Genomic DNA, 18,565 nt, shown 5'->3' with positions numbered 1-18,565 from the left:
CGGCTGGCACCGCGCCTTCCGTCCGTCGGTCGGCTGATTTTGACAACCGTTATCAGCAAGCCGTACGCTCGCACCATGCAGAACCGTCGCCTCCTCGCCCTGCCGCTCGTCGCCGGCGCCGCAGCCCTCGCGCTGAGCGGCTGCGCCACGTCCTCCGCCTCCGGTGACGCCTCGGGTGACGGCACCGTCCGGATCGTCGCCTCGACGAACGTCTACGGCTCGATCGCGCAGGAGATCGGCGGCGACGACGTCGAGGTCACGAGCATCCTCGACGACCCGTCGCAGGACCCGCACTCGTTCGAGTCGAGCGCGAAGACGCAGCTCGCCGTGTCGAAGGCCGACCTGCTCATCGAGAACGGCGGCGGGTACGACGACTTCATGACCACCCTGGCGAAGGCCTCGAACACGAAGGCCGACACGATCAACGTCGTGGAGCTCTCCGGGCTCGACCAGGGCGGCGACGCGGAGTTCAACGAGCACGTGTTCTACGACTACCCGACGATGGTGAAGCTCGTGGCCGACCTCGAACAGCGTCTGACGAAGCTCGACTCCGCGCACGCCGACACCTTCGAGCGCAACGCGAAGACCCTCACCACGAAGCTCGACGACCTCGAGTCGCAGACGGCCGCGGCCAAGGAGGAGGTCGACGGCGAGAAGGTGTCGTACACCGAGCCCGTCCCCGGGTACCTCTTCGACGCGATGGGGCTCGACAACGTGACGCCCGAGGCCTTCGCCGAGGCCATCGAGGAGGGCGACGACGTCCCGCCGGCCGCGCTCAACGACACCCTCAAGCTGTTCACCGGCAAGCAGGTGCGGCTCCTCGCCGTGAACGAGCAGACCTCCAGCCCCGAGACCGAGCAGGTCCAGAAGGCCGCCGAGCAGGCGGACATCCCGGTCGTCGGTGTCACGGAGACGCTCCCGAAGGGGGAGGATTACGTCTCGTGGCAGCAGGCGAACATCGACGAGATCACGGGGGCGCTCGCGAAGTGACCGCGGTCCAGACCCCCTCGCGAACCGCTGCGGCCCCCGGCCGTGGCGGTTCCGCCGTGCTCGCCCTCCGTGACGCGGCGCTCTCGTACGGGGCGCGGACCCTCTGGTCGCACCTCGACCTCGACCTGGCGCCGGGCGAGTTCGTCGCCGTGCTCGGGCCGAACGGTGCCGGCAAGACCTCGCTCCTGCGCACCGTGCTCGGCCAGCAGCGACTGACGGGCGGGACGATGTCGTTCCTCGGGCAGCCCGTCCGTCGCGGGCACCGGAGGATCGGGTACATCCCGCAGCAGCGCCTCATGGAGTCCGGCACGCCCCTGCGCGCACGGGACATGATCGCCCAGGGGGTCACCGGCTCCCGGTGGGGTGTCCTGCCCGCCAGCCGGGCCGAGCGCGCTCGGGTCGACCGCATCCTCGACGAGGTCGGTGCGACCGCGTTCGCCGACGCCCCGGTGGCCGAGCTGTCCGGCGGTGAGCAGCAGCGCACCCGCGTCGGGCAGGCCATCGCCGCGGACCCCGCACTGCTCCTCTGCGACGAGCCGCTCATCTCGCTCGACCTCCGGCACCAGCGGGGCGTCACCGAGCTCATCGACCGGCAGCGTCGGCAGCAGGACGCCGCCGTGCTCTTCGTCACCCACGACGTCAACCCGATCCTCGACGTCGTCGACCGGGTCCTCTACATCGCCGGCGGGCGCTTCCGCATCGGCGCCCCCGACGAGGTCCTGCGTGCCGACGTGCTGAGCGACCTCTACGGCACCCCGGTCGACGTCGTCCGCACCATGGGACGGATCGTCATCGTCGGCGCGAACGAGGCCCACGACCAGACCGGGGCGCACCACCACTGCGATGCCGACCCGCACACCACCACCCCGGACGAAGGACGCATCTGATGGACGTGCTGTCGACCGTCTTCTCGTTCCAGGACTACGGCGAGCTCCTGGTCCTCGTCCAGAACTCGATCTGGGCCGGCGCCGTGCTCGGCATCGTCGGCGGGCTCATCGGCCCGTTCGTCGTCGCGCGGAACATGCCCTTCGCGGTGCACGGCATCTCGGAACTGTCCTTCGCCGGGGCCAGCGCCGCCCTGCTGTTCGGCGTCAACGTCGTCACCGGGTCGCTCGTCGGCTCCGTCGTCGCGGCGCTGCTCATCGGGCTGCTCGGCTCGCGGGCCCGCGACCGCAACTCGATCATCGCCGTGCTCATGCCGTTCGGTCTCGGGCTCGGTATCCTCTGCCTCGCGCTGTACAAGGGCCGGGCGGCGAACAAGTTCGGGCTGCTGACCGGGCAGATCGTCTCTGTCGACAACCCGCAGCTGACCTCGCTCGTCGTCGTCTCCGCGATCGTCGTCGTGACGCTCCTGGTGATCTGGCGCCCGCTGATGTTCTCGTCGGTCGACCCCGACGTCGCGGCCGCTGCCGGGGTGCCCGTGCGGACCCTCGCGATCGTGTTCATGCTCGCGCTCGGGCTCGCGACCGCGGTGTCGGTGCAGATCGTCGGCGCGCTGCTGGTGCTCTCGCTGCTCGTCACCCCCGCTGCCGCCGCGCTCCGCCTGACCTCGCACCCCGTGGTCGTCCCGGTGCTCTCGACGGTGTTCGCGGTCGTGTCGGTCGTCGGCGGCATCCTGCTCGCACTCGGCGGCGGACTGCCGATCAGCCCCTACGTCACGACGATCTCGTTCGTGATCTGGGTCGTCTGCCGGATCGTCGGCAGCCGCAGGGACAGACGCGGACGCGACCGCATCGCGGACCGTGAGCAGACCGACGGAGGCGTGCCGCGCCTCCCGACCGGGACCGACGCGTCGACCGACGCGACCCGCAGGGAAGGAGTCACCGCGTGAACGCCGTGCAGAAGCCGAAGCGGAACACCTGGCAGCGGGAGGCCGTGCGCAGCGCGCTCTCCGGCACCGAGGGGTTCGTCAGTGCGCAGGCACTCCACCAGCACCTCCGGGACGGTGGTTCCACGATCGGGCTGGCGACCGTGTACCGGGCGCTCGCCGACCTGGCGACCGAGGGCGACGCCGACTCGCTGCAGCAGGACGGTGAGTCGCTGTACCGCGCGTGCACGACCGACGCGCACCACCACCACCTGATCTGCCGGAACTGCGGCCGCACGGTCGAGATCGAGGCGGACCCGGTCGAACGGTGGGCGCAGGAGGTCGCGGCGGCGAACGGCTTCACGAACGCCAGCCACGTCGTCGACATCTTCGGCGAGTGTGCGGTCTGCACCGCGGCGCGCACCGGCGAGTAACCTCCCGCGCATGCACGTCATCCTGGTGCCCGGGTTCTGGCTCGACGCGAGCGCGTGGGACGAGGTGGCGCCCGTGCTGCAGGAGGCCGGGCACTCCGTCCAGGCGATCACACGGACGGGCGACACGCTCGACGAGCAGGTCGCCGGGATCGTGGCGGTCCTCGACGCCGTGGCCACGCCGGACGAGCCCGTCGCGCTCGCCGGGCACTCGGGTGCGGGTCCGATGGTGCTCATGGCCGCCGACCGACGACCGTCGCTCGTGGCGCACCTGCTCTACGTCGACACGTTCCCCGGGCCGGACGGCGCCGTCGTCAACGACGAGTTGCCTGTGGTCGACGGGGTCGTACCGCTGCCGTCGTGGGACGTCTGGGAGCCCGCGACCGTGCGTGACGTGACACCCGCGGTGCGCGAGGACCTCGAGCGCCGGGCGGTCCCGGAGCCCGCGGCCGTGGCGTCCGACCCCTTCCACTACACCGACCCCGCGCGGCACGCGATCCCGGCGACGGTGGTGTCGTGCGAGGTCCCGGCGACGGACCTCGCGGCGATGGTGGCGGAGCACCACGCGTGGACGACGGAGCTCGTCGCCGTCGAGGACCTGACGATCGTGGGCCTCGAGACCGGGCACTGGCCGATGTTCACGGCTCCGCGGGAGCTCGGCGCGCTGCTGGTGCAGGCGCTGGCGCCGCGGCCGACCGCGGGACCGTAGGCCGCGGGCGCGTCCGGGCGCGTCCGGGCCTCCTGGCCGTCCTCGTCGCACGACTTGCCGCGCGCATCCGTCCTGGTCGCACGACATGCCGTCTGCCGAGCCGCCCGACGGCAAGTCATGCGACCGGAAGTGCCGAGACAGGCCGGACCGGAACCGGCGTGACGGGGCCGAGCCGCGCCTCCAGGCCGGTACCGGTGCGACCCGGACGGGAGGCCCGGCTTGCGACACGCGCGGCCGTCCCGTAACGTTGACCCCTGGTCCGCCGCGTCCGCGTGGCAGACCCAGTTGTTCCAAGCCCTCCGACCGTCGCGTACGCCGCGGTCGCGCGGTGTCTGCGGGTCCTTCGACAGGGTCAGCGGGCCTGGGCGGCGCGCACAACCCCCTCGCTGCGGTCACCTCACGGTGACGAGCGCGTGCGTGCCAGGCAAGTGACCTTGGGAGCGGCCGTCCGGTCGCTCGGTACCTCAGGAGGAAACCATGGCAGCAGTGTGCCAGGTGACCGGAGCCACCCCCGGCTTCGGACACAACATCTCGCACTCGCACCGCCGGACGAAGCGTCGCTTCGACCCGAACGTGCAGAAGAAGACGTACTACGTGCCCTCGCTTCGCCGTAACGTCACGCTCACGCTCAGCGCTAAGGGCATCAAGGTGATCGACGCACGCGGCATCGAGTCCGTCGTCAAGGATCTCCTCGCCCGTGGGGAGAAGATCTGATGGCCAAGAAGGGTCAGGACGTCCGTCCGATCATCAAGCTCCGCTCCACCGCGGGGACCGGGTTCACCTACGTGACCAAGAAGAACCGTCGCAACAACCCGGACCGCCTCGTGCTCAAGAAGTACGACCCGGTGATCCGCAAGCACGTCGACTTCCGTGAGGAGCGCTAAGCATGGCGAAGAAGAGCAAGATCGCGAAGAACAACCAGCGCGCCGAGGTCATCGCGCGCTACGCCGAGCGTCGTCTCGAGCTGAAGAAGGCCCTCGTGGACCCGAACGGCACCGACGAGTCGCGTGAGGCCGCCCGCGTCGGCCTGCAGAAGCTCCCGCGCGACGCGTCGCCGGTCCGCTACCGCAACCGCGACGCCATCGACGGTCGCCCCCGTGGCCACCTCGGTGAGTACGGCATCAGCCGTGTCCGCTTCCGCGACATGGCCCACCGTGGCGAGCTGCCGGGCATCACGAAGAGCTCCTGGTAAGCACCAGCACCACCGAACGCCCCGTCCCTGCAGAGGGACGGGGCGTTCGTCGTTCCCGGCTGTGCGGGGTACACCGGCGTCACATCCGCCACTCGGACCCCTCCAGACCCTCCACAACCCCGGAAATCCGGGCGAGTCGGTCGTCCGGACCCCGCTCGGCTGGTAGGTTCGCTGACGGTTCCGCCGGGCGTGCTCGTCCGCGGGGCCACCACGTCCAGGGCACCCCGCTCCGGGCGGGCGGGCGTCCCGGACGTCCCACCGACACTGCAAGAAGTCCGAGGAGGACATCCATGGCTGACAAGTCACTGAACCGCACCGAGCTCGTCGCTGCCGTCGCGCAGGAGTCCGGCCAGAGCCAGGCCACCGTCAACGGCGTCGTCGACGCGCTGTTCAGCGTCGTCTCGTCGTCGGTCGCCGACGGCACGAAGGTCACGATCCCGGGCTGGATCGCCTTCGAGAAGACCCACCGCGCCGCGCGCACCGGCCGCAACCCGCAGACGGGTGACGCCATCGAGATCGCCGCGAGCGACTCGGTCAAGGTCAGCGCCGGCTCGAAGCTCAAGGCTGCCGTCAAGTAGGACCGCTCAGCACCACCGGGAAGGGACGGCTCCGGCCGTCCCTTCCGTCGTTCCCGGGCGGCTCCCGTGTCCGCGGTGTCCCGGCCTGTCCTGCACGGCCTGGAGGCGCGGCGCACCGCCCACAGGTCGACCCACCCGGCGTGCCGTGGTCGGTCGGGCACCGCCTAGGCTTGTCGGGTGGACCGGATCGCACGCATCGCCGGCCCCGCCGTGCTGCTGCTCGTCGGGTTCGTCTCCCTCCTCGTCGCCCTCGTGATCGGCGGCGGGGCGGATCGCGCACTCATCGCCGACCCGGGCGCGGTCGTGCGCTTCGGGCTGCCGATCGCCCGGCTCGTCGTCGACCTGTCCGCGGCAGCGACCATCGGCGGGCTCGCGCTCACCGTCGTCGGACTCTCCCGCACCCGCCCCGAGTGGAACCGCGCGATCGACGTCGCCGCCGGTGCCGCCGGGGTCTGGACCGTCGCCGCCGCCGCCACGACCTTCTTCACGTTCCTGTCCGTCGCCGGGTCGGCCCTCAGCCTCGACGAGCAGTTCGGCCAGTCGATGGGGGTCTTCCTCACCGGCACCGACCTCGGCACCGCGTGGCTGGTCTCCGTGCTCATCGCCGCCGCCGTGACGGTGCTCTGCTTCGCCGTCCGCGGGCGGGGCATGGTCGCGCTCACCGCCGGCGTCGCGATGGTCGGGCTCGTGCCGCTCGCGCAGCAGGGGCACGCCGCGGGCACCGCGAGCCACGACTCGGCGGTGACCGCGCTCGGACTGCACCTGGTCGGCGCGGCCCTGTGGGTCGGTGGCCTGCTGCTCGTCGTGCTCCTGCGGAACGTGCTGCCCGGTGACCGGTTGCCGCTCGTCGTCGCGCGGTACTCGAGCATCGCGCTCGGCTGCTTCGTGCTCGTCGCGGTGTCGGGGACGGCGTCGGCGATCATCCGGATCGGCGCCCCGGCGAACCTCGCCAGCCCGTACGGCGTGCTCGTGCTCGTGAAGACCGCCGCGCTCGTCGGCATCGGCGTGCTCGGCGCGGTGCAACGTCGTCGTGCGATCCGGTCGCTCTCCGACGCCCCGGAGCGCCGCGGTGCGTTCTGGACCCTCGTGCTCGTCGAACTCGCCGTGATGGGCATCGCGAGCGGGTTCGCCGCAGCGCTCGGACGGACCGCGACGCCGGCCGGCGAGGTCGCCCTCAGCAAGACGACGAACCCGACCCCGGCCGAGCTGCTGACCGACGACCCGCTCCCCGCGGCGCCGGGGTCGTGGGGTTGGCTCACCGCCTGGAACATCGACCTGTTCTGGCTGCTGGCCGCCGTGCTCGCCGCTGCCGCGTACACCGCCGGCGTGGTCCGACTGCGGCGTCGTGGTGTCTCCTGGCCGGTGCGCCGCTCCGTCGCCGCCGCGATCGCGGTCGTCACGCTGGTCCTGGCGACGTCGGGGTCGCTGCACACCTACGACCGCTTCCTGGTGTCCGCCAACGTCGGCGCGCACGTGCTGCTCGGCCTGGTCGTCCCCGCACTCCTCTGGGCGGCCGCTCCCGTGCAGCTCATCCGGTCCGCCGTGCACCCGCGCGACGACGGCTCGACGGGCGTCCGCGAGTGGACGGGCCTGCTCGTCGACAACGGCGTGGTGCGGTACCTGGCGCAGCCGTTCCCGTCCTTCGTGCTCCTCGCCGCGGTCTGGTGGGGGCTCTACGCCACCCAGGTCCTGCGCTGGTCGGTGAGCGACCCGTCCGGCCGCACCCTGGTCGACGTCGGGCTCCTGCTCGTCGGGCTGTCCGCCGTGCCCACGCTCCTCACTCCGGTGGCCGCCGGTGCCCGGGCTGCGAGCACCGGCGCGGCGCTCGTGCGGATCGCAGGTGCGGTCGTCGTGGCGGCGGGCACCGTCTCGCTCGGCATCGCGATGCAGGGGCCCCTCGGCCTGCTCCAGGCGTCGTGGTTCGGCGCGATGGGCCGCGAGTGGGGCCCGACCCCGATCGACGACCAGGCCCGGGCCGGAGTCGTGCTCGTCGTCGCGGGGATCGCGCTGCTCGTGACGGTCGTCGTCGTCACGGTGCTCCGACTACGCGGCGACCGACCCGCGCCCGACCGTGCGCCCGCCACCGGGTCGGCGAGCACGGCACCGGACCCGGCACCGGCGTCCGGGACGGCCGAGCGGTGAGCGTCGAGCTCAGCGCCGAACAGCGGGCGGTGTTCGAGTACATCGAGCACACCCGCGACCACGTCTTCATCACCGGACGCGCGGGCACGGGCAAGTCGACGCTCCTCAACCACCTGTCGTGGAACACCGAGAAGCAGGTGGTCATCTGCGCGCCGACCGGGGTCGCCGCGCTCAACGTCGGCGGGCAGACGATCCACTCGCTGTTCCGGCTGCCGATCGGGCTCATCGCCGACGCCGAGCTCCGCCAGGGGCCGGAGACGCGGAAGCTCCTCAACACGATCGACACCCTGGTCATCGACGAGGTCTCGATGGTGAACGCCGACCTGCTGGACGCGATGGACCGGTCGCTCCGCAAGGCCCGCGGACGGCAGTTCGAGGCGTTCGGCGGGGTGCAGGTCGTCATGTTCGGTGACCCGTACCAGCTGCCGCCGGTCCCGGGCGACGGCGACGAGCGGGCGTACTTCACGGACCACTACCGGTCGATGTGGTTCTTCGACGCGAAGGTCTGGCTCGAGGCCGAGCTGCACATCGTCGAGCTCGCGACCGTGCACCGGCAGCGAGACGACGCCTTCGCGGCGATGCTCACCGCGGTGCGGCACGGTCGGGTCACGGCCGACATCGCCGGACAGCTCAACACGGCCGGAGCCCGGCCGGCGCCCGACGACGCCATCACCCTGGCGACCCGGAACGACACGGTCTCGCGCATCAACAAGGCGGCCCTCGACCGGCTACCGGGCACGGTGAAGACCGCCAGGGCGGACGTCAACGGCGACTTCGGCGGGCGGAACTTCCCGGCGGACGAGGCGCTCGAGCTGAAGCCCGGCGCGCACGTCATGTTCCTCCGCAACGACCCCGACCAGCGCTGGGTGAACGGCACGCTCGGCGTCGTGACCACCATCCGGGACACCGTGTGGGTCGACGTCGACGGGGAGTCCTTCGAGGTCCAGCCGTCCGTGTGGGAGAAGTTCAAGTACTCCTACGACCCGGACAAGAAGGAACTGAAGAAGGACACCGTGGGGGAGTTCCAGCAGTTCCCCCTGCGCCTGGCCTGGGCCGTGACGATCCACAAGTCCCAGGGCTCGACGTACGACCGCGCGGTGGTCGACCTCGGCAACCGGGTCTTCAGCGCCGGGCAGACGTACGTGGCGCTGTCGCGGCTGACGTCGCTCGAGGGGCTCTACCTGACCCGTCCGCTGCGGCCGCAGGACATCATCGTGGACCTCGACGTCCGACGCTTCATGTCCGAGGCACCGCGGGTCGTGGCGACCGAGCTCGAGGCAGCGCCCGACCCCGACGGCGACTGACGCACCGGCCCCTCCGCCCCCCGGTGTCGGACGCCCGCCGGTCGGGCCAGATCCGTCACGGTCGGCAGGAAGTGTCGACGAGTCGTGCCCGCTCGGCGGACGGCCCTGGCGTGTCCTGCCCGCTCGGTGGAGCACCCGTGGTGGGTCCTGCCCGCTCGGTGGAGCACCCGTGGTGGACCCTGCCCGCTCGGCGAGCCCGGCCGAGCCCCGACGACGACGACGCCCCGCCCACCAGCCGGTGGACGGGGCGTCGAGGACGTACGACGGGCGCGTCAGGCGCGCTGGGCCGCCCGGATCGCGCGGACGTTCTCGCGGTCCGCACCGAAGGCGGTGAGGAGCAGGACGACGCCGATGATCGCGTGGAACAGGTTGTCCGCGAAGGTCAGCGCGAAGACGTTCACCGAGGTGCCACCGAGCGCGAAGCCGTACACCGCCATGACGACGAGCACGACGCCGACCAGACGGTTGCCGTTCCGCGCACCGATGGTGGTGCCGAGGCTCGTGATGAGCAGCACGACGGCCAGCAGGATCCAGAGCAGGCACATCGCCGGGTTGACGCCGAACGCGTTCCAGAGCATCCCGCCCTCGCGGCTGAAGAAGCCCGGGTCGCCGTCGGCGGCGAAGAAGAAGCCGAGGAAGCCCCAGAGCGCCAGGAGCGACCCCACCGTCAGGGCGAGGCCCCGGTTCGGCGACGCCGTGATGCTGGGTTCCTTGATGGCCACTTCGGTCTCCTCCTGGTACAGGGTGGTCGCACCGGACGGACCGGCGGCGGGAGCCGGAGCACCTGCCCGCGGTGCACGGGTGGTGCGGCCGTCGGATCCTGAGGTGGCTGACCCCTGGTTCACAGGCGCGGACCGGCGGACCAACGGTATCGTGTCGGACCCCGACCGTCCGAATCGCACGCGCGGCACCAGCCGGACGAGGAGACCGATGATCGCCACACCGAGGAGGACCACGCCGGTGACCCGCACGCCCGAACGCACCGCGCCCGAGTCGCGCGGACCGTTGGTCTCGCGGCGCTTGCGGTGGGGGCTGCTGGCGGCTCTGGGGTTCGTGATCGTGCCTCTCGTCTACGCCGTCGCCGTGCTGACGCCGGTCGGGCAGCGGGTCGAGGACGCCGCGCTCGGCGGGGTCCGGGAGTCCGACCTGTTCGGGTCGGACACTGCACTGAACGTCATCTCGGTGCCGGTCATCCTGTTGCTGGTGGTCGTGATCGCCGCCGTCGCGTTCGCCCGGCGCCGGCTCGCGGTCGGACTCGGAGCGGGCGTCGTGGTGCTCGCGTCGGCAGCCACCTCGACTCTCGTGAAGCGTATCGCCGAGCGCCCGGAGATCGCCCAGTCGGAGACGCCCAACTCGTACCCTTCCGGACACGCGACGATCGCGCTCGCGGCACTGTTCGCCGTGCTCCTCGTGACGCCCCGGCGCTGGCGACCGGTGGTGACGATCGTGGGGGCTGCCTATGCCGTGTTCGTGGCGAACCAGACGGTCGTGTACGGCTGGCACCGGGTGAGTGACATCGTCGGGGCCTGCGCGATCGCCCTGTTCTGGCTCGGGCTCGTCCGTGCCGTCGGACCGCGGGTCGACCGCGGGGAGCGCGGTGACCGGGACGGACGTCGGGGACCCCGTCGCCTGGTGACCGCGTTGCTCCTGGTCGCGACGGGCGTCGGTCTGCTCGTCGGGGTGGTCGCCGTGGTCGCGGGCCTGGCCGGGGTCGCCGACCTGCACGATGCGGTCCTGGTCGCGGGCCGCATGGCGTCGAGCGTGAGCGTGCTGGCGGTCGTCACGGCCGTGTGGCTCGCGGACGGGCTCCACCACGCCGCGCAGACGGACGAACGCGCCCTGCCGCCCCGCCGCTGAGCTGCAGTCCAGGCGGACTGCCCCCCAGAACGAGTGGACGCCTCGACGACCGGGAGGCGTCGCCGCTGAACGCCTCCGGGCACACCCGGCGCTGATCGCCTCCGGGTGCACCTTGCGCTGTGTGCCTCCGGACGCACCCGGCGCTGGCGGGAATGCCCGGGGCTGCGGTACGTTGTACCCGGCAAGTCGATGCAAACGCATCGAACAAGCAGCACCAGCAGCCAGCAACAGGAGGCGGGCACCATGCAGTTCGGGATCTTCACCGTCAGCGACGTCACGACGGACCCCACGACCGGCACCACGCCGGACGACACCCAGCGCGTCCGGGACATCCTGACGATCGCCGAGCACGCGGACCAGGCCGGCCTCGACGTCTTCGCCACCGGCGAGCACCACAACCCGCCGTTCGTCGCCTCGAGTCCGACGACGATGCTCGGCTACCTGGCCGGTCGGACGGAGCACATCACCCTGTCCACGAGCACGACCCTCGTCACCACGAACGACCCGGTCCGCATCGCCGAGGAGTACGCGATGCTCCAGGTCATCAGCGACGGCCGCATGGACCTCATGATGGGCCGCGGCAACACCGGTCCGGTGTACCCGTGGTTCGGGCAGGACATCCGCCAGGGCGTGAACCTGGCGATCGAGAACTACGCGCTCATCCGCCAGCTGTGGGAGAACGACGTCGTGAACTGGCAGGGGAAGTTCCGCACCCCGCTGCAGGGCTTCACCTCGACCCCGCGTCCGCTCGACGGGGTCGCGCCCTTCGTGTGGCACGGCTCGATCCGCACGCCGGAGATCGCCGAGCAGGCCGCGTACTACGGCGACGGCTTCCTGCACAACAACATCTTCTGGCCGATCCAGCACACCGAGCAGATGGTCGGTCTGTACCGCCAGCGCTTCGAGCACTACGGGCACGGCACGGCCGACCAGGCGATCGTCGGCCTCGGCGGGCAGTTCTTCGCCCGGAAGAACTCGCAGGACGCCTGGGACGAGTTCCGCCCCTACTTCGACAACGCCCCGGTGTACGGCCACGGCCCGTCGATGGAGGACTTCACTGCCCAGACCCCGCTCACCGTCGGCTCGCCGCAGCAGGTCATCGACCGCTACGCCACGATGAAGGACCACGTCGGGCACTACCAGCGCCAGATGTTCCTCATCGACCACGCCGGGCTGCCGCTCAAGACGGTGCTCGAGCAGATCGACATCCTGGCCGAGGACATCGTCCCCGAGCTCCGGAGGATCAACGAGGCGGACCGTCCGGCGCACGTGCCGTCCGACCCGCCCTCGCACGCCGACCGCGTGGCCGCGGCGCTCGCCGCGGGGACCGCGACGAGCGACCACGTCGCGGCCGCGGACGAGTGGACGGGTGCGTCCGTCTGATCACGTGACCCCCTGACGGACGGGAGGCGCGGTGCCGGCTGGCACCGCGCCTCCCGTCCGTCGCCACGCGCGTTCCGACCCATCGCACCCGACCTGGGATGCCGTTCCGCGCGAAGGAGGTCGGAACTTCCGACCCGCTGCGCGCGGAAAGGCCTCCTGCGCGCGGAAAGGTCTCCTACGCGCGGAACGGTCTCCTACGCGCGGGGCGTCTGCTGCGGAGCGGTGCTGACCCCGGGCTCCGGGGTGACCGGGCGAGCGGGCACCAGCTTGAGGCCGACGACGCACCCGACGATGCCGGCGATGAAGAGCAGGCGCAGGAACGTGACGGGCTCGGCGCCGGTCGCCATGCCCCACAGGACGGTGAGGGCCGCGCCGGTGCCCGTCCACACCGCGTAGGCGGTGCTGATCGGGATGTGCTGCAGCACGTACCCGAACGCGACCAGGCTCACGACGATGGTGACCGCGAAGAGGGCGGTCGGGCCGGGGACGGTGAAGCCGTCGCTCGCGCCGAGGGCCGTGGCCCAGACGGTCTCGAGCGCCGCGCTGACGAACAGGACGAGCCACGCCACGTCAGCTCACCACCTTGAGGCCGACCACGCAGGCGACCAGGCCGAGGACGAGGGCGACACGGGCGACCGAAGCGGCCTCCTGACGGCGGAGGATCGCGACCACGACCGTCAGCGACGCCCCGATGCCGACCCACACGGCGTAGGCCGTTCCGACCGGGATCGCCTTCATGGCGAACGCGAGTCCCACCATGCTGAGCACCATGCCGGCGACGAACACGATCGTCGGCACCACCTTCTTGAACCCGTTCGACGCGCTCAGCGCGGTGGCCCACACCGCTTCGAGCACACCGGACAGGACGAGCACGACCCATGCCATGGCGGTCTCCCTTCCTCGTCACGAGTCGCACGACTGTACGACTCCTGCCGGACCGACGCTAGCACGAGTCGTACGAGCGTGCGACGATGTGCTGGTGACCACCAGCGAGGACCTCGAACAGCGCCGTCTCGACGTGTCCGACGCCGCGTGCCGCGTCCTCGCCCGCGACGGACTGGGCGCCCTGAGCGTCCGCGGCGTCGCCGCCGAGGCCGGGTTGCCACCGAGCACCGTGCGCTACGTGTTCCCGACGCAGGCCGCGATGCGCGAGCACACCATCACGCTCGTGTTCGACCGGACCCGGGAACGGATCGACGCGATCCCCGAGAGGCTGCCCGACCGCGAGACCGCGCGCCGGATCCTGCTCGAGCTGCTGCCGCTGGACGACGAGCGGGTGGTCGAGCTCGACGTGTACCTGGCGCTCGGCAACGCCGCGCTCACCGACGCTGCGCTCCGACCGGCCCTGGACCGGGTGGTCGCCGAGATGCGCACGTGGTGCGACCGGATCGTCGCACTCGTCGGGGTACCGGAGGACCAGCGGGTCGACGAGGCGTGCCGACTCCACGCGCTCGTCGACGGTCTCGCGGTGCACGTCACACGCCTCGCCCCGGGGGAGTCCGCCGAGTGGGCGATCGACCTGCTCGACCGACACCTGGCCGGCCTCCCCTCCGACTGACACCCGTCCCCGCGCGGCTCGGAGGGAGCCGGCGCGCTCCTCGCCTATCCTGTCCCGGTGACGAGCGCTCCCACTCGCCCCGCCCCCACCCGCACGCTCACCGGCCCCGGCCTGGTGCTCGGCGCCGTCGTGGTGCTGCTCGGCGTGCGCGTGGTGTCGCCGAGCGTGGGCACGGCCGGGCTGCCCGACGTCGTGCAGGACTTCCTGACGCTCGCCATCAGCGTCGTCGTCGAGTCGCTGCCGTTCGTCGTGCTCGGCATCGTGCTCTCGATCGTCGTCGAGGTCTGGGTGCCCGCCGGCGTGCTCGAGCGGATCCTGCCCGAGCGGCCGCTGCCCCGACGGGCGGTCATCTCGCTCATCGGGATGCTCTTCCCGGTGTGCGAGTGCGGGAACGTGCCGCTCGCCCGGGGGCTCATGATGCGCGGGTTCACCCCCGCCGAGGCCGTCACGTTCCTGGTCGCCGCGCCGATCCTCAACCCGCTCGTGATCATCAGCACCGCGCAGGCGTTCGGGTGGTCCGGGTGGATCCTCGTCGTCCGCATCGTCGGGGGGTTCGTGCTGGCGAACCTGGTCGGGTGGATCGTCGCCGCGCACCATTGCCCGGCCGAGCTGCTCCTGCCCGCGTTCGAGGCCCGGTGCCGTGCGGCCGTCGGGGCGCCGCGTTCCCGCAACCGCTGGCGCGAGAGCGCGTCGCAGTTCGGCGGCGAGACCGCGACGATGATGCCCGCGCTCTTCGTCGGTGCCGGGCTCGCGGCCGCGATCCAGGTCGCGGTGCCCCGGTCGACGCTCGTCGCGGTGGGCGCCAATCCGGTGCTGTCGGTCGCCGCGATGATGCTCCTGGCGATGACGATCTCGCTCTGCTCGAACGTCGACGCGTTCTTCGCGCTGTCGTTCGCCTCGACGTTCCTGCCGGGGTCGATCACGGCGTTCCTGCTCATCGGGCCGATCATCGACGTCAAGATGATCGCCCTGCTCCGGACGACGTTCCGCGCGCGCTTCCTGGTGCTGCTCGCCGTCGTCTGCGTCCTGTTCACCGCGGCGGTCGGGTTGGTGATGAATGTCCTCGTCTGAGAAGGCTCCCGCGTACCTCGGGCTCGGGTCGGTGCTCGCGGTGGCGCTGTGCACGCTGTGGCTCGCCCTGGTCGGACACCTCGACCTGTACATCAACCCGCGGTACGACCTGTTCACGATCATCCTCGCCGCGGTCGCCGTGCCGGCCTCGGTGGCGGGGCTCGTCGCCGTGGCGCGCGGGCACGGGCACGCCCACGACGACGAGCACGACCACGCGCACGCCGCCCACGCCGACGGGGGCGACCACGCGCACGCCGCCCACGCCGACGGGGGCGACCACGCGCACGGTGGCGGCCACGCGCGCACACCCGACGACGGGACCGCCTACGAGCACGGCTCCGACGCCGCCCGGGCGGTCCGCCGCCGCGCCCCCGGAGCCGCACGGGTCACCCGCGGTGTCCTCGGCGGCATCGCGGCCGCTGCCACCGTCGGGGTCACGGTCGCCATGCTCGTGCTCCCGCCGACCACCCTGTCCGCCCGCACCGCCCAGCAGCGGAGCGTCGACACCCCGACCCTGTCGAACGCCACCGGCACGCAGGACGTCGCCCTGCTGGGCAGCGAGGGCGTCGACACCTCGGAGTACGGCGTGAAGGACTGGGCGGCGCTCATCCGTCAGACCACGGACACGAGCGCGCTGGTCGGCAAGCCGGTCGAGCTCTCCGGCTTCGTCGTCCCGGGCGCGGACGGGTCCTTCACGCTGACGCGCTTCGTGATCAGCTGCTGCGCCGTCGACGCCCAGCCGGTCGGCCTCGGCGTGGTCGTCGACGGCCCCGTGCCCGACGCCGACCAGTGGGTGCGCGTCACGGGCAAGCTCGCGGCGAACCCGGACCAGTCCGCCGACGCACGGATCGTCATCCGTGCCGCCGAGGTCCGCGACATCGACCAGCCGACGGACCCCTACGAGTACTGATGCGCACGAGCACCGACACCGACGACACCGCACCGCTCCGCCGCCGCCCGCGCGACCGGTTCCGTCGCCGACTGGTGGCGTCGATCACGGTGTTCGTGCTCGTCGGCGCCGTCGCCGCGGTCGTCGGCTCGCAGCAGGGCCCCCGGCTCCGTGACGTCACCTACGACGCCACCGGTCTCGTGTCCCGGCCGGCGCAGCGCGTCATCCTCACCGCGAACCAGGCCCTGCAGCAGGTGCCGGCCGACGCCGTCACCGTGACCCCGTCCGCCCCGCACACCGTCACCTCGAGCGGCAACACGATCGCGGTCGAGTTCGCCGGGCCGCTCGCCTACGACCGCACGTACGAGATCGCCGTGCGTGACGTCCGCGCCCCGGGGCAGCCCGCCGCGTCCGAGCTCCGCACGACGATCACGACGGGCAGCACCGACGTGCTCGCCCTCGTGCCCGCACCGTCCGGCGGGAAGGACCGGATCGTCCGGCGCTCCCTCGACGCCGGCGGCGCCACCACGGTCTTCGAGGCCACGGGCATCACCGAGTACGCCCGCCTCGGCCGCTCGCTCGTGGTCGTCCGCGGTGCCGACGGTCGCTCGTCGGTCGAGATCGTGCCCCTGGCCGGCGGCGTGCAGGACGACAGCACCCCCGTCGAGCGGCTGACGCTCCCGACCGCGGCGGGCCGGGTGACCGCGCTGCACGTCGCCGACGACGGGGCGTCCTTCGGGTTCGAGTACGCCGACACGTCGACCGGCCAGTCGCGGGACGTCGGGCTGTACGTGGTCGACATGACCGGCACGCACCTGCCGACGGCGATCGCGGCCGACGGGAAGCCGACCGCCGGTGCCGAACCGATGACCGTCGGGCAGTGGGCGTACGTGCCCCGCACCGAGAGCGCCCTGGTGCGGACCGGCTCCGACGACCTGGTGCTCGTCGACATGAGCGGGCGGAACGACCCGGTCCGGCTCGGCAGCGCGACGTACCTGCACGGCTACGTCGGCAGCGGCACCACGGCGGTCGTCGAGACCGGCACGGGGATCGTCCGGCTCGACCTGACCGACGGGCAGCGCCAGGAGCTGCCTGCACCGCGGGGCAGCACCGATGCGCCGTACCTCGGTCGGATCGCCCCGCTCACGGACGACACGTACGTGCGCGTGGTGGGCGAGGTGCGGGCCGACGGCACCCTCGCCCAGCGGATCGTGCGCGTGGACGGCAGCCGTGCCTCCCGGCTGCCCGTGACGGTGCCGGAGGACGCGAGCGTCACCGCGGTCTGCCCGTCCCCGAACAGTCAGTTCCTCGCGGTCACCACGCGGTCCGCGTCGGGGGACCTGGTGAGCGTCGTGGACGCCTCCTCCGGCGCCCTCGAGGCCAGCGTGCAGGCGTCGTCGGTCGACTGGTGCGGCGCGCTGCCGTCCGGCGACGAGGTCGGCTGACCGGCGACGAGCGACGAGCAGCGGCCCGGGGTCAGCGCCGCAGCGTCTGCTTCGGGTACTCGCCGAACCGCCGCAGGTACTCGCCCGAGAACCGTCCCATGTGGGTGAAGCCCCAGCGGGCCGCGATCGCGGCGACGGCGACGGAGCCGGGCTCGGCACGGAGCAGGTCGTCGTGCGCCCGACGCAGCCGCACCTCGCGCAGGTACTGCATCGGCGTGCGGTCGAGGGTCCGCTGGAAGGACTCCTGCAGTCCGCGCACGCTCAGACCGGCAGCGATGGCGATGTCGGACACCGTCAGCGGCTCGTGGGCCCGTGCGTGGACGGTGTCGACGGCGGAGCGGACGCGGGCGTTGCGGTGCTCACCCCAGCCGACGGGAGCGGGCTCCCCGTGGAACCGGTACAGGTCGAGCAGGGAGCGGACGACCTCGCGCTGGGACTCGTGCCACGCGAGCGATCCCGCGCCCCCGTCGCGCAGCGCCCGCACCGCCGATGCGACCGACGCGCGCCACCGCTCGACGGCCGCCGTCGTGGGTGGCGTGAACCGGTCGAAGGCGAGCGTGCCGTCGACGAGGTGGCGCTCCGAGGCCACGTCGAGCACGAGGTCGCGGTCGAGGTGCACCAGTCGCTGGTCCCAGTCGCGGTACTCCATCTCGAAGCGCTGCTCGATCGGGAAGAGCACGGGGACGCCCGGCTGCATGCGGACGGCGTTCCGGCCGGTGTCGACGGTCGCGGTGCCGGAGTCGAGCCACTGGACGACGACCTCGCCCTCGACGGCGACGTCGCCGCGCAGTGAGCCGTGCATCTGCGACCGGCGGATGCTCATGCGCTCGTCGCCGACGGCGACGTAGCGGTACCAGTAGTCGTCGTCGACGTGCGCCGAGTGCCAGGCCTTGCCGGCGTACATCCCGGCGAGGTCGGCGATCGCGCCGTCGGTGTCACTGCCGGACACCGACACCAGGGAGCGGAGTCCCTCGTTCGTCGTGTCGTCCATCGAACCAGCCTCCCTCCTCGTGTCGGCGCAGCGGGCGCGTCGCGCAGCCCGGACTGCTGGCTCGCGTTCTGCGGACAAGGAGGGTGGCGCCACTCCGGATGGCGGACGGGAGGCGCGGGGGCGGGCCGCCCCCCCCCCCCCCCCCCCGGGCCCCCCCCCCCCCCCCCCCGGGCCCCCCCCCCCCCGGCCCCGGCGGGGGGGGGGGCGGGGCCCCGGCC

At 72.3% G+C, this 18,565-nt stretch carries 21 protein-coding genes; 17 read left to right on the top strand and 4 right to left on the bottom strand.

Annotation, left to right across the window (positions count from 1 at the left end):
• Positions 1 to 75: 75 nt before the first annotated feature.
• The 11 genes from J2X59_RS14830 (at position 76) to J2X59_RS14780 (ending at position 9,153) form a co-directional block, all read left to right on the top strand.
• The gene (locus J2X59_RS14830) at positions 76 to 990 is read left to right on the top strand and encodes a metal ABC transporter solute-binding protein, Zn/Mn family (RefSeq protein ID WP_326497174.1); all 915 of its coding nucleotides are present in this window, start codon (positions 76 to 78) and stop codon (positions 988 to 990) included.
• A 56-nt stretch (positions 991 to 1,046) separates the two neighbouring features.
• Positions 1,047 to 1,877 carry a metal ABC transporter ATP-binding protein gene (locus J2X59_RS14825; RefSeq protein WP_326497173.1) on the top strand — a complete coding sequence of 277 codons (831 nt, stop codon included), beginning with the start codon at positions 1,047 to 1,049 and terminating at the stop codon, positions 1,875 to 1,877.
• Positions 1,877 to 2,821, top strand: coding sequence for a metal ABC transporter permease (locus J2X59_RS14820; RefSeq protein ID WP_066651805.1), 945 nt, complete (start codon positions 1,877 to 1,879; stop codon positions 2,819 to 2,821). Before J2X59_RS14825 ends, J2X59_RS14820 begins: the two co-directional genes overlap by 1 nt.
• Complete coding sequence (locus J2X59_RS14815) at positions 2,818 to 3,231, top strand: Fur family transcriptional regulator (protein ID WP_081984565.1); 414 nt, start codon at positions 2,818 to 2,820, stop codon at positions 3,229 to 3,231. Before J2X59_RS14820 ends, J2X59_RS14815 begins: the two co-directional genes overlap by 4 nt.
• A gap of 10 nt (positions 3,232 to 3,241) precedes the next feature.
• Positions 3,242 to 3,937: an alpha/beta fold hydrolase gene (locus J2X59_RS14810; RefSeq protein ID WP_209684232.1), complete on the top strand. Its 696-nt coding sequence runs from the start codon at positions 3,242 to 3,244 to the stop codon at positions 3,935 to 3,937.
• Between the two features lie 477 nt (positions 3,938 to 4,414).
• Positions 4,415 to 4,651 carry a 50S ribosomal protein L28 gene (gene rpmB / locus J2X59_RS14805; protein ID WP_022903747.1) on the top strand — a complete coding sequence of 79 codons (237 nt, stop codon included), beginning with the start codon at positions 4,415 to 4,417 and terminating at the stop codon, positions 4,649 to 4,651.
• Positions 4,651 to 4,821 (top strand): 50S ribosomal protein L33, encoded by a 171-nt coding sequence (gene rpmG / locus J2X59_RS14800; protein WP_022908193.1) that lies wholly within the window; start codon positions 4,651 to 4,653, stop codon positions 4,819 to 4,821. Before rpmB ends, rpmG begins: the two co-directional genes overlap by 1 nt.
• A 2-nt stretch (positions 4,822 to 4,823) precedes the next feature.
• A complete protein-coding gene (rpsN, locus tag J2X59_RS14795) occupies positions 4,824 to 5,129 on the top strand; it encodes a 30S ribosomal protein S14 (RefSeq protein WP_022903745.1) in 306 nt (101 codons plus the stop codon).
• 290 nt (positions 5,130 to 5,419) lie between these two features.
• The gene (locus J2X59_RS14790) at positions 5,420 to 5,707 is read left to right on the top strand and encodes an HU family DNA-binding protein (RefSeq protein WP_058727660.1); all 288 of its coding nucleotides are present in this window, start codon (positions 5,420 to 5,422) and stop codon (positions 5,705 to 5,707) included.
• A 177-nt stretch (positions 5,708 to 5,884) separates the two neighbouring features.
• Positions 5,885 to 7,849, top strand: coding sequence for a cytochrome c oxidase assembly protein (locus J2X59_RS14785; RefSeq protein WP_326497172.1), 1,965 nt, complete (start codon positions 5,885 to 5,887; stop codon positions 7,847 to 7,849).
• Positions 7,846 to 9,153, top strand: a complete 1,308-nt coding sequence (locus J2X59_RS14780) for an ATP-dependent DNA helicase (RefSeq protein ID WP_326497171.1) — start codon at positions 7,846 to 7,848, stop codon at positions 9,151 to 9,153. Before J2X59_RS14785 ends, J2X59_RS14780 begins: the two co-directional genes overlap by 4 nt.
• 272 nt (positions 9,154 to 9,425) lie before the next feature.
• On the opposite strand, the gene J2X59_RS14775 is transcribed toward J2X59_RS14780, so the two are convergent.
• The gene (locus J2X59_RS14775) at positions 9,426 to 9,875 is read right to left on the bottom strand and encodes a DUF4383 domain-containing protein (protein ID WP_326497170.1); all 450 of its coding nucleotides are present in this window, start codon (positions 9,873 to 9,875) and stop codon (positions 9,426 to 9,428) included.
• A 238-nt stretch (positions 9,876 to 10,113) separates the two neighbouring features.
• Here J2X59_RS14775 and J2X59_RS14770 point away from each other — a divergent pair, with 238 nt between their 5' ends.
• Both J2X59_RS14770 and J2X59_RS14765 read left to right on the top strand, forming a co-directional pair.
• Positions 10,114 to 11,010 carry a phosphatase PAP2 family protein gene (locus J2X59_RS14770; protein WP_326497169.1) on the top strand — a complete coding sequence of 299 codons (897 nt, stop codon included), beginning with the start codon at positions 10,114 to 10,116 and terminating at the stop codon, positions 11,008 to 11,010.
• A gap of 243 nt (positions 11,011 to 11,253) precedes the next feature.
• The gene (locus J2X59_RS14765; RefSeq protein WP_326497168.1) at positions 11,254 to 12,393 is read left to right on the top strand and encodes a CE1758 family FMN-dependent luciferase-like monooxygenase; all 1,140 of its coding nucleotides are present in this window, start codon (positions 11,254 to 11,256) and stop codon (positions 12,391 to 12,393) included.
• A gap of 194 nt (positions 12,394 to 12,587) precedes the next feature.
• On the opposite strand, the gene J2X59_RS14760 is transcribed toward J2X59_RS14765, so the two are convergent.
• Together J2X59_RS14760 and J2X59_RS14755 are read right to left on the bottom strand one after the other, a co-directional pair.
• Entirely contained in the window at positions 12,588 to 12,962 is a 375-nt protein-coding gene (locus J2X59_RS14760; protein ID WP_326497167.1) for a DMT family transporter, read from the bottom strand.
• A gap of 1 nt (position 12,963) precedes the next feature.
• A complete protein-coding gene (locus J2X59_RS14755; RefSeq protein ID WP_326497166.1) occupies positions 12,964 to 13,278 on the bottom strand; it encodes a DMT family transporter in 315 nt (104 codons plus the stop codon).
• A gap of 94 nt (positions 13,279 to 13,372) precedes the next feature.
• Between J2X59_RS14755 and J2X59_RS14750 the strand changes: the two genes are divergently transcribed.
• Genes J2X59_RS14750 through J2X59_RS14735 form a run of 4 tightly spaced genes read left to right on the top strand, consistent with a single transcriptional unit; the run spans position 13,373 to position 17,356 of the window.
• Positions 13,373 to 13,951 carry a TetR/AcrR family transcriptional regulator gene (locus tag J2X59_RS14750; RefSeq protein ID WP_326497165.1) on the top strand — a complete coding sequence of 193 codons (579 nt, stop codon included), beginning with the start codon at positions 13,373 to 13,375 and terminating at the stop codon, positions 13,949 to 13,951.
• A gap of 57 nt (positions 13,952 to 14,008) precedes the next feature.
• The gene (locus J2X59_RS14745) at positions 14,009 to 15,022 is read left to right on the top strand and encodes a permease (protein WP_326497164.1); all 1,014 of its coding nucleotides are present in this window, start codon (positions 14,009 to 14,011) and stop codon (positions 15,020 to 15,022) included.
• On the top strand, positions 15,009 to 15,932 hold the full coding sequence (locus tag J2X59_RS14740; protein WP_326497163.1) for a TIGR03943 family putative permease subunit: 924 nt from the start codon (positions 15,009 to 15,011) through the stop codon (positions 15,930 to 15,932). The genes J2X59_RS14745 and J2X59_RS14740 overlap by 14 nt, the downstream gene beginning before the upstream one ends.
• Positions 15,932 to 17,356 (top strand): hypothetical protein, encoded by a 1,425-nt coding sequence (locus J2X59_RS14735; protein ID WP_326497162.1) that lies wholly within the window; start codon positions 15,932 to 15,934, stop codon positions 17,354 to 17,356. Before J2X59_RS14740 ends, J2X59_RS14735 begins: the two co-directional genes overlap by 1 nt.
• Positions 17,357 to 17,387: 31 nt before the next feature.
• Here the strand turns inward: J2X59_RS14735 and J2X59_RS14730 are convergent, their stop codons facing one another.
• Positions 17,388 to 18,347, bottom strand: coding sequence for a helix-turn-helix transcriptional regulator (locus tag J2X59_RS14730; RefSeq protein WP_326497161.1), 960 nt, complete (start codon positions 18,345 to 18,347; stop codon positions 17,388 to 17,390).
• Between the last annotated feature and the right edge of the window lie 218 nt (positions 18,348 to 18,565).

This window comes from Curtobacterium sp. 260 (assembly GCF_030803485.1).
Lineage (GTDB): Bacteria > Actinomycetota > Actinomycetes > Actinomycetales > Microbacteriaceae > Curtobacterium.
The sequence above is the reverse complement of the archived record's forward strand: the minus strand, read 5'-3'. Positions and strand labels throughout refer to the sequence as shown.

Coding starts and splice junctions, on each gene's coding strand:
- J2X59_RS14730 (WP_326497161.1), bottom strand. CDS start 18,347: ATGGACGACACGACGAACGAGGGACTCCGCTCCCTGGTGTCGGTGTCC.
- J2X59_RS14740 (WP_326497163.1), top strand. CDS start 15,009: ATGTCCTCGTCTGAGAAGGCTCCCGCGTACCTCGGGCTCGGGTCGGTG.
- rpmB (WP_022903747.1), top strand. CDS start 4,415: ATGGCAGCAGTGTGCCAGGTGACCGGAGCCACCCCCGGCTTCGGACAC.
- rpmG (WP_022908193.1), top strand. CDS start 4,651: ATGGCCAAGAAGGGTCAGGACGTCCGTCCGATCATCAAGCTCCGCTCC.
- J2X59_RS14810 (WP_209684232.1), top strand. CDS start 3,242: ATGCACGTCATCCTGGTGCCCGGGTTCTGGCTCGACGCGAGCGCGTGG.
- rpsN (WP_022903745.1), top strand. CDS start 4,824: ATGGCGAAGAAGAGCAAGATCGCGAAGAACAACCAGCGCGCCGAGGTC.
- J2X59_RS14755 (WP_326497166.1), bottom strand. CDS start 13,278: ATGGCATGGGTCGTGCTCGTCCTGTCCGGTGTGCTCGAAGCGGTGTGG.
- J2X59_RS14820 (WP_066651805.1), top strand. CDS start 1,877: ATGGACGTGCTGTCGACCGTCTTCTCGTTCCAGGACTACGGCGAGCTC.
- J2X59_RS14830 (WP_326497174.1), top strand. CDS start 76: ATGCAGAACCGTCGCCTCCTCGCCCTGCCGCTCGTCGCCGGCGCCGCA.
- J2X59_RS14765 (WP_326497168.1), top strand. CDS start 11,254: ATGCAGTTCGGGATCTTCACCGTCAGCGACGTCACGACGGACCCCACG.
- J2X59_RS14735 (WP_326497162.1), top strand. CDS start 15,932: ATGCGCACGAGCACCGACACCGACGACACCGCACCGCTCCGCCGCCGC.
- J2X59_RS14790 (WP_058727660.1), top strand. CDS start 5,420: ATGGCTGACAAGTCACTGAACCGCACCGAGCTCGTCGCTGCCGTCGCG.